This window comes from Myxococcales bacterium, from assembly GCA_012517325.1.
Taxonomy (GTDB): Bacteria; Lernaellota; Lernaellaia; order Lernaellales; family Lernaellaceae; genus JAAYVF01.
In genome coordinates, this window is sequence record JAAYVF010000076.1 from 46,848 (window position 1) to 53,412 (window position 6,565).

The 6,565-nt window shown below is 54.8% G+C and carries 4 protein-coding genes; 2 read left to right on the forward strand and 2 right to left on the reverse strand.

From position 1 onward, the window contains the following. Positions 1-202: 202 nt before the first annotated feature. Both GX444_13545 and GX444_13550 read right to left on the reverse strand, forming a co-directional pair. Positions 203-1,099: a DMT family transporter gene (locus GX444_13545; GenBank protein NLH49606.1), complete on the reverse strand. Its 897-nt coding sequence runs from the start codon at positions 1,097-1,099 to the stop codon at positions 203-205. Positions 1,100-1,246: 147 nt separating this feature from the next. Beyond that, complete coding sequence (locus GX444_13550; protein NLH49607.1) at positions 1,247-2,755, reverse strand: hypothetical protein; 1,509 nt, start codon at positions 2,753-2,755, stop codon at positions 1,247-1,249. 453 nt (positions 2,756-3,208) lie between these two features. On the opposite strand from GX444_13550, the gene GX444_13555 reads away from it, so the two are divergent. Together GX444_13555 and GX444_13560 are read left to right on the forward strand one after the other, a co-directional pair. Continuing rightward, complete coding sequence (locus GX444_13555; GenBank protein NLH49608.1) at positions 3,209-6,034, forward strand: PQQ-like beta-propeller repeat protein; 2,826 nt, start codon at positions 3,209-3,211, stop codon at positions 6,032-6,034. A 50-nt stretch (positions 6,035-6,084) separates the two neighbouring features. Then, on the forward strand, positions 6,085-6,444 hold the full coding sequence (locus tag GX444_13560) for a hypothetical protein (protein NLH49609.1): 360 nt from the start codon (positions 6,085-6,087) through the stop codon (positions 6,442-6,444). The last annotated feature ends 121 nt before the right edge of the window (positions 6,445-6,565 follow it).

Here is a 6,565-nt window from a genome sequence, read left to right on the forward strand (position 1 = left end):
TTGCACTCGCGTTCATCGGTGCGGATAGCGCGAATATTCAGATCTCTATTTATTGGAGCCCTCACCCTTGGTCCCTCTCCCATTCAAGGGAGAGGGAAATAATATCTGGTCCTCCCTTCTCCCCTAGGTGGGAGAAGGGTCGGGGATGAGGGGAAATCAAACCGATCTCCCCTGAAATTGAAGGCTGTATTCGCGGTTTCCGCTAGAACAAAAACAGCACAGCCACGCCCGCGATGGCCAGGCAGGCGCCGAAAATGGCCCGCGGCGAGACCCGTTCCTTGTAGAGCAGAATGGTCGGGGGGATGATCAGGATCGGCGTGATCGACATGATGGTGGCGGCGATGCCCGCTTGCGTGAGTTGCACCGCCATCAGCGAAAAGGAAACGCCGACGAACGGGCCGAAAAACGCGCCCAGCGTGGTCCGGCGCAACGCCGGCGCATCGCGCAATCCGGCCAACACCTTGGGCCACCAGCGGATCAAGGTGAAGAACACGGCAAAGCCGGCGAAACCGGCGATCACGCGAATCTGCGTCGCGGCGAACGGGCTGTAATCGCCCATCCCGAACTTCGACAGCACCAGGCCGCCCGCCTGGCCCAGCGCCGCCACCACGCCCAGAAACCAGCCCATCACCGGCAGATGGCGCGCCTGGCCGTTTTCGTCGGAGCGTCGTTCCCCCACGACCAGCATGACGCCCAGCAGCGTCAGGCCCATGCCCAGCCCGTCGAGCAGGGTCAGCGCCTCGCCCAGCGCCAGCCAGCCGAGCACTGCGGTAAACGGCGGCGCCAACGCCATCATCAACGTGGTGCGGCGCGCGCCGAGCAGCACCAGCGAGCGGAACCAGGCCATGTCGCCCAAGGTGAAACCGACCAGGCCTGAAAGCGAAAGCCAGTACCAGTTGTGCCCGTCGGCGTCGACCGGCAAAAAATGGCCGCGCGTCAGCCAGCCGTAAAGCGACAGAAAAGCGAAGGCGATGCCCAGGCGGATGATGTTGACCGCCAGCGAGCCGATCCGCTTCCCCGCCGCCTCGAACGACAGCGCTGACACCGTCCAACAGGCGGCGGTCAGCAGCGCGGCGATTTCCCCTTGAAAAGCGTGCAAACGAACGCTCGTTTTGTCGCTTCTTCCCGGCGGCCCGGCAAGAAGACCGGATTTCGACTCATGGCGGCCGCGGCCAAATCAGCCGCTATAAATGGACCGGGAGCGCGCAAAAAGCAAGCAGTAGAAAAGGGAAAAGGAACGGCCGGCTCATCCGCAGCCGTGACCCGACTCCGCATCGTCATCGTCCGCCGCGCCGCCGGCCGGCGAGGCGTCGTCGTCCGCGGCGCCCGAATCGTCGCCCGTGTCGTCGGCGGCGTCGTCGTCGGTGTCGTTGTCGTCGTTATCGTCGTTATCGTTGTCGTCGTCGTCGTCATCGTCGTCATCGCCGCCGAGGCACTGGTCGGCGTCCTCGTCGCAGGTCTGGTCGCCCTCGCAGGGCGAGCCGGCATGGACGGCGCACTCGTCGGCCTGGCAGGTGTCGCCGCCGTTGCAGAAGAAGCCGTCGTCGCAGGCGTCGCCGTCCGCCGCGCGTTGGTCGGGCGGACAGGTCGGCGTGGTGCCCGGGCAGTATTCGGGCTGGTCGCACGGATCGGCCGCTTCCCGGCAGACGGTGGTGGCGGGCGCGACGTCGTTCAGGCAGCCGGTCAGCGGGTCGCAGGAATCGATCGTGCAGGGATTGCCGTCGTCGCAGTCCAAGCCCTTGCAGTGATCCATGTCGACCTTCGTGGTCCACGAACCGAACGAAACCTCGCCCCACTTGATCTCGAAGTAGCCCTCGTCGCCCCAGTCGCCCCAACTGTTCTTGGCGATCCACGCGCCGTCCTTGTCGTCCCAGCCGACGACCAGCACGAAATGCCCGCCAACGTAATCGCCCCAGACGTGCTCGTACACGCCGATCTCGTAGGCGTAGAAATCCTGGTAGACCTCGAACCAACTGGTAATCGGCCCTTCCAGCAGGGCGGTTTTCATCAGCTCGATGTCCTGGTTGTTGGTGGTCGTCACCCAATCCCAGGAGGCCACGCGCACCGCTTCCTTTTCCCATTCCTCGCACGTGTTGTCGCAGGGCGCGTCGAAGCCCAAATACGGGTAACAGCTTTCGAGCGGCACGCCGTAATCGCGCAGGTAGTCGAGCGTCAGGTTGATCGGGCCCCCGGCGCAGGTGCCGGCCCCCGAGCACGACAGCACGTGTTGTTCGGCGAAGTCGAAGGTGGGATTGGTGCGGTTAAACACGATCGCCAGGTTCGCTTCCGCCGCGGCCACCGCCGCGAACGCCCAGCAACTGCCGCAGCCGCCCTGATTGCGGATGCCGGTGATGAAATTGCCCTCGTGATTGCGCCAGTCGAACGAATCGGGCAGCCGCGCGGGGGTTTTGGCGGGTGAATAATACGTGTCGCTGGCGCCGGCGCTCGGCACGGGAGCGGCGGCCAGTTGCGACAGCTCCGCGCAAGACCGGCCGAGCAGCGCGTTGTTTTTCACCGACCAGCGCGCGCCCTTTTGGCGGATGGCCAGGCGGATCGCGGCCAGGTCGATCGGACAGGCATCCTCGCCGGACGCCGACGTTTCCCCTTGGACGGCCACATTGGGCCGGTCCGCCATGGTCAGAGCCTGGAAGGAGGCTTGCCGCGCCGCCGGATTCGCGCTGATGTCGTCGCACGCGCCGCTGATCAAAATGATGGCGAACAACGCCAGCCCGAGCCACCCGTTCCGCAGCTTCACGACGCTCTCCTTCCCGACCGTTCGCCCGCGCATGCTACAACCGCCCATCAGGGAAGGCAACCGAATTGAAAAGAAGCAATGTTGATTTCTTCCCCCAACAAACTGAATAAATTATCAAGTTCAAATGTTTTCTTTATATTAATCATATATTTAACGCATTAAGGGAGCCACCGATAAAATATAATTGACATACCGAACGATCTTTTGATATAAATTAGTGTACATATTTTCCCACTGAAAAAACTACACAGAAAATTATCCCATAAAATTAGGATCTTGTAACGGTTAAGTTAGGCGCTATCGTCGCATTCATTATGAATTGCGACACCTTGTAATTTGGATATGGGTGGATATTCGATGTGTCATTTTAGAAAATATAGTTTGGTGTTTTTCTTACTACTTCTCACCTCTTGTGCATCTTCCAGCGATGATCAAGGTCGATCCGATTCGTCGGTGGCGTTCGCGAACTTGGCGAACTCTGCCACCACGCCTTTTGTTTTTCACCACGGAGCCTGGCCGCTGCACGCGGCATACCGCAACGGCCGGATCCACTTGTCGACCGATGGCCGTCGGGAATCCCTTTCCATCGGTCTGCCGCGCTTGGTTGCCGAGGCAGGCCGCAAAACCGAACTGAAACAATTCGCTTGCGATGATCCGCCCTCCAAAGATTGCCTGCATTTGCAAACGACAGATTATCGGCTGGAACTTTCCGGCGATGCCGGCGGCGTACGGCTGAACCTCGAAATCGCTGAGCAACCAAATATCAAGGCTTTATCCTTGACCTGGCCCTGGCAAGGCGAAAATCTGCAAGCGGCACTCAATCCGACGATCGACCGGGTCGAATTTCGACGAGACGGTAAAGCCTTATTAGCCCTCCAGATCTATCAGGCGACCGACGCGTCGGGCCAGGAACTTTCTGCATATTGGTCAATCAACCTTGACGGCACTCCGGTGCTGAGCCTTAGCGGCGACACCCCTGGCGCTCCGACCTTTCCCTTGACCATTGGTTGCGAGATTAATTATCCAATTCTGGCATGGCAGGTTAAAGATACCATCGGTTGGAATTATGTCTTTGATGCGGTTTTAGATAGTACCAATCACCATATCGCCATCGCCGGCAGAACCTTTGAAGAGAGCAAGGGAGCTTTTGTTGGTTGGCTTAATATCTATAATGATAACGGGATAAATCTCTATTCCGAAACAAATTCTTTCCCGGATAGCGATAAATCCCAATTTTTTCACCTAGTCCAAGACGCTTCCGGATACATACTTTTAGGAGAAGGTGAAAATATTAGTTCAGGAAACAGAAATATTGGAATCACATCATATGAAACGGAAATCGGCTTTCAATGGAGTTATCTTTATGATTGCGCAAATGTTTATTGCTACGCGTATGATTTTTTAAAAACGGGAAACGCTTCCTTTACCGCGTTAGGCATCGCCTATGCACCAACTAGTATGTGGCGAGCAACTATTTTCACTATTGACGATACAGGCCAAGTCCTTTGGGATGAAACGTTGAATTATAACGAGCCTTATTGTCTTGATAATTGCAAATTCACGAATGGTCTGGCAGACGACTTGGGGCATGTTTATGCGGCTGGCGGTCGTGCCGATACAAGTCAATCGTTTATCAATGCTTGGGATCTGATTCTCATCAAATACGATGCGACCAATGGCGAACACATTTGGGAAAGAAGTTATGATAATGCATTGCATACTTCTGAATATCCGGTAGATTTACAAGCGGATGTATCGGGCAATCTTTTTTTCTATTACTATTATTGCGATGCGGATTCAACAGTAGAAAACGTCTATTATGACATCGGTCTTCTGAAGTACGATCCAAGCGGCACGCTTCAGTGGAATTATCACTATGGCGATCCGGGAGTGGTGGAAAAAGCAAGCGCGTTTCGCATTGATGATGACGGCAGTATGATTTTAGCTGGAAATGTGTACGACATAAGTGATATTCCTTCAATTTTGCTGATTAAGTTGAGTGCCCAGGGTGAAGAACAGTGGGTCCGAACTTATGAAGAACTAAAAGATTCTGGACTAATACCCTATTCGCTCATCACCGACACAGATCATAACATTTATTTTAGTGGCGGCGACGGTGGCGCCCAAAACTTTGTGATGAAACTCGATGAAAACGGCAATGAAGAATGGATTGTCGATGAAAACTATAGTATTGCCATTGGTAACAATCCGCTTGACTTGTTATTAAACTTCGACTCTAGCAACAATTTATATCACGCTGCCGCCGATCCAATTTTAGTTCTTGATAAAATTGTCGAATGCATTGGTTGTTATATTAATGGAGTCTGTTATTCAGAAGGGTCCATTAATCCGGTAGATTCCTGCCAATATTGTGATCCGGAACAATCCGTTACGGAATGGTCCATCGAGGATAATGGAACCTTTTGCGATGATGGGTCTTGGTGCAACGGCGACGACCATTGCTCGAATGGCACCTGCTCGGTTCATTCCGGATCGCCTTGTTTGGATGACGGTTTTTATTGCAACGGCGCGGAAATCTGCTTGGAAGAAAATGACTCCTGCGGACACGCAGGCGACCCTTGCGACGATGGTTTGTGGTGTAATGGAATCGAAACATGTCTTGAGGAAAGCGATTCCTGTCAAAGCGGAACTGCGCCCTGTACCGATGACGGAGTCTACTGCAATGGAACCGAAATCTGCCTAGAAAATACTGACGAATGCAGCCATGCCGGCGACCCCTGCGATGATGGGTTGTGGTGCAACGGCTTGGAAACCTGCGATGAGGGAAATGACGATTGCCAGTCCGGAACGGTGCCTTGCCCCGATGACGGCCTATGGTGCAACGGCGAAGAAACTTGCGACGAGTCGTCCGATTCCTGTCAACACGATAACGCCCCATGCCCCGATGACAATCTCTTCTGCAACGGGGCCGAAACCTGCGACGAGGCCAATCGGGAATGCCTTTCCGGCACAAATCCCTGCCCGGATGACGGATTGTTTTGCGACGGCGATGAGTCCTGTGACGAGGATGCCGACGCATGCGGCAGCACCGGCAATCCCTGCGAAGCCGATCAAATTTGCGAGGAAAGCGCCGACGAATGTCGCGATCCCAACGATGACGATGACAACGACGACAACAATGATAACGATAACGACGACAATGACGAATCCCCTTCGGACGACGATCAGGGCGATGATGATAACCTCGATGATGATTCGTCCACGAATGATGATTCGTTGTCTGATAATGATAATAACAATAAAGGTTGTGGCTGTTGAGGGCGAGTTGGAAATATTTTAGCTCCGACTAGGAGCCGGGAGACAAGTGGATGAAGAAGCGCCTTTTTTGGCTGTTGGTTATCGGGATTGTTGGTTTGACAATTCGATTTGGTATGGCCTCCGTGGCCAACGAATGTGGTTCCGAGGATGAGGACAATTCATATTCCAGTTGTGAATCTGAACAAGTCTGTCCTTATACCTTTGGTTGTTGGGTCGCTACCGGGATAAAAGCTACCATTTTGGATTGCCATAATAAAAGTGCCCAGGCGTGCATTGACGATCCCTATTGTTTTTACAATCCAGTGAATTGCAATTATTGCACGACCTGTGTGGATGGTAATTGCACGGGAAGTAAAGATATGTCCATCATCGGAGAGGATGAGGAGTCCACCCATACTGACCCCCTTTGAAGGCGAGACACCTGATAGAGTGATGTTGGGTCGTGTTGCGGTTGCGACGGACGGAGGCCGGAGGCCGACGGGAGCCGCAACCGCGACGGCCGCACCACCCGGGGGTATCGATGTCCAAGGA

Bases quoted from the DNA above. Each gene is read 5' to 3' on its own strand.
- GX444_13560 (NLH49609.1), top strand. From the start codon at position 6,085: ATGAAGAAGCGCCTTTTTTGGCTGTTGGTTATCGGGATTGTTGGTTTG.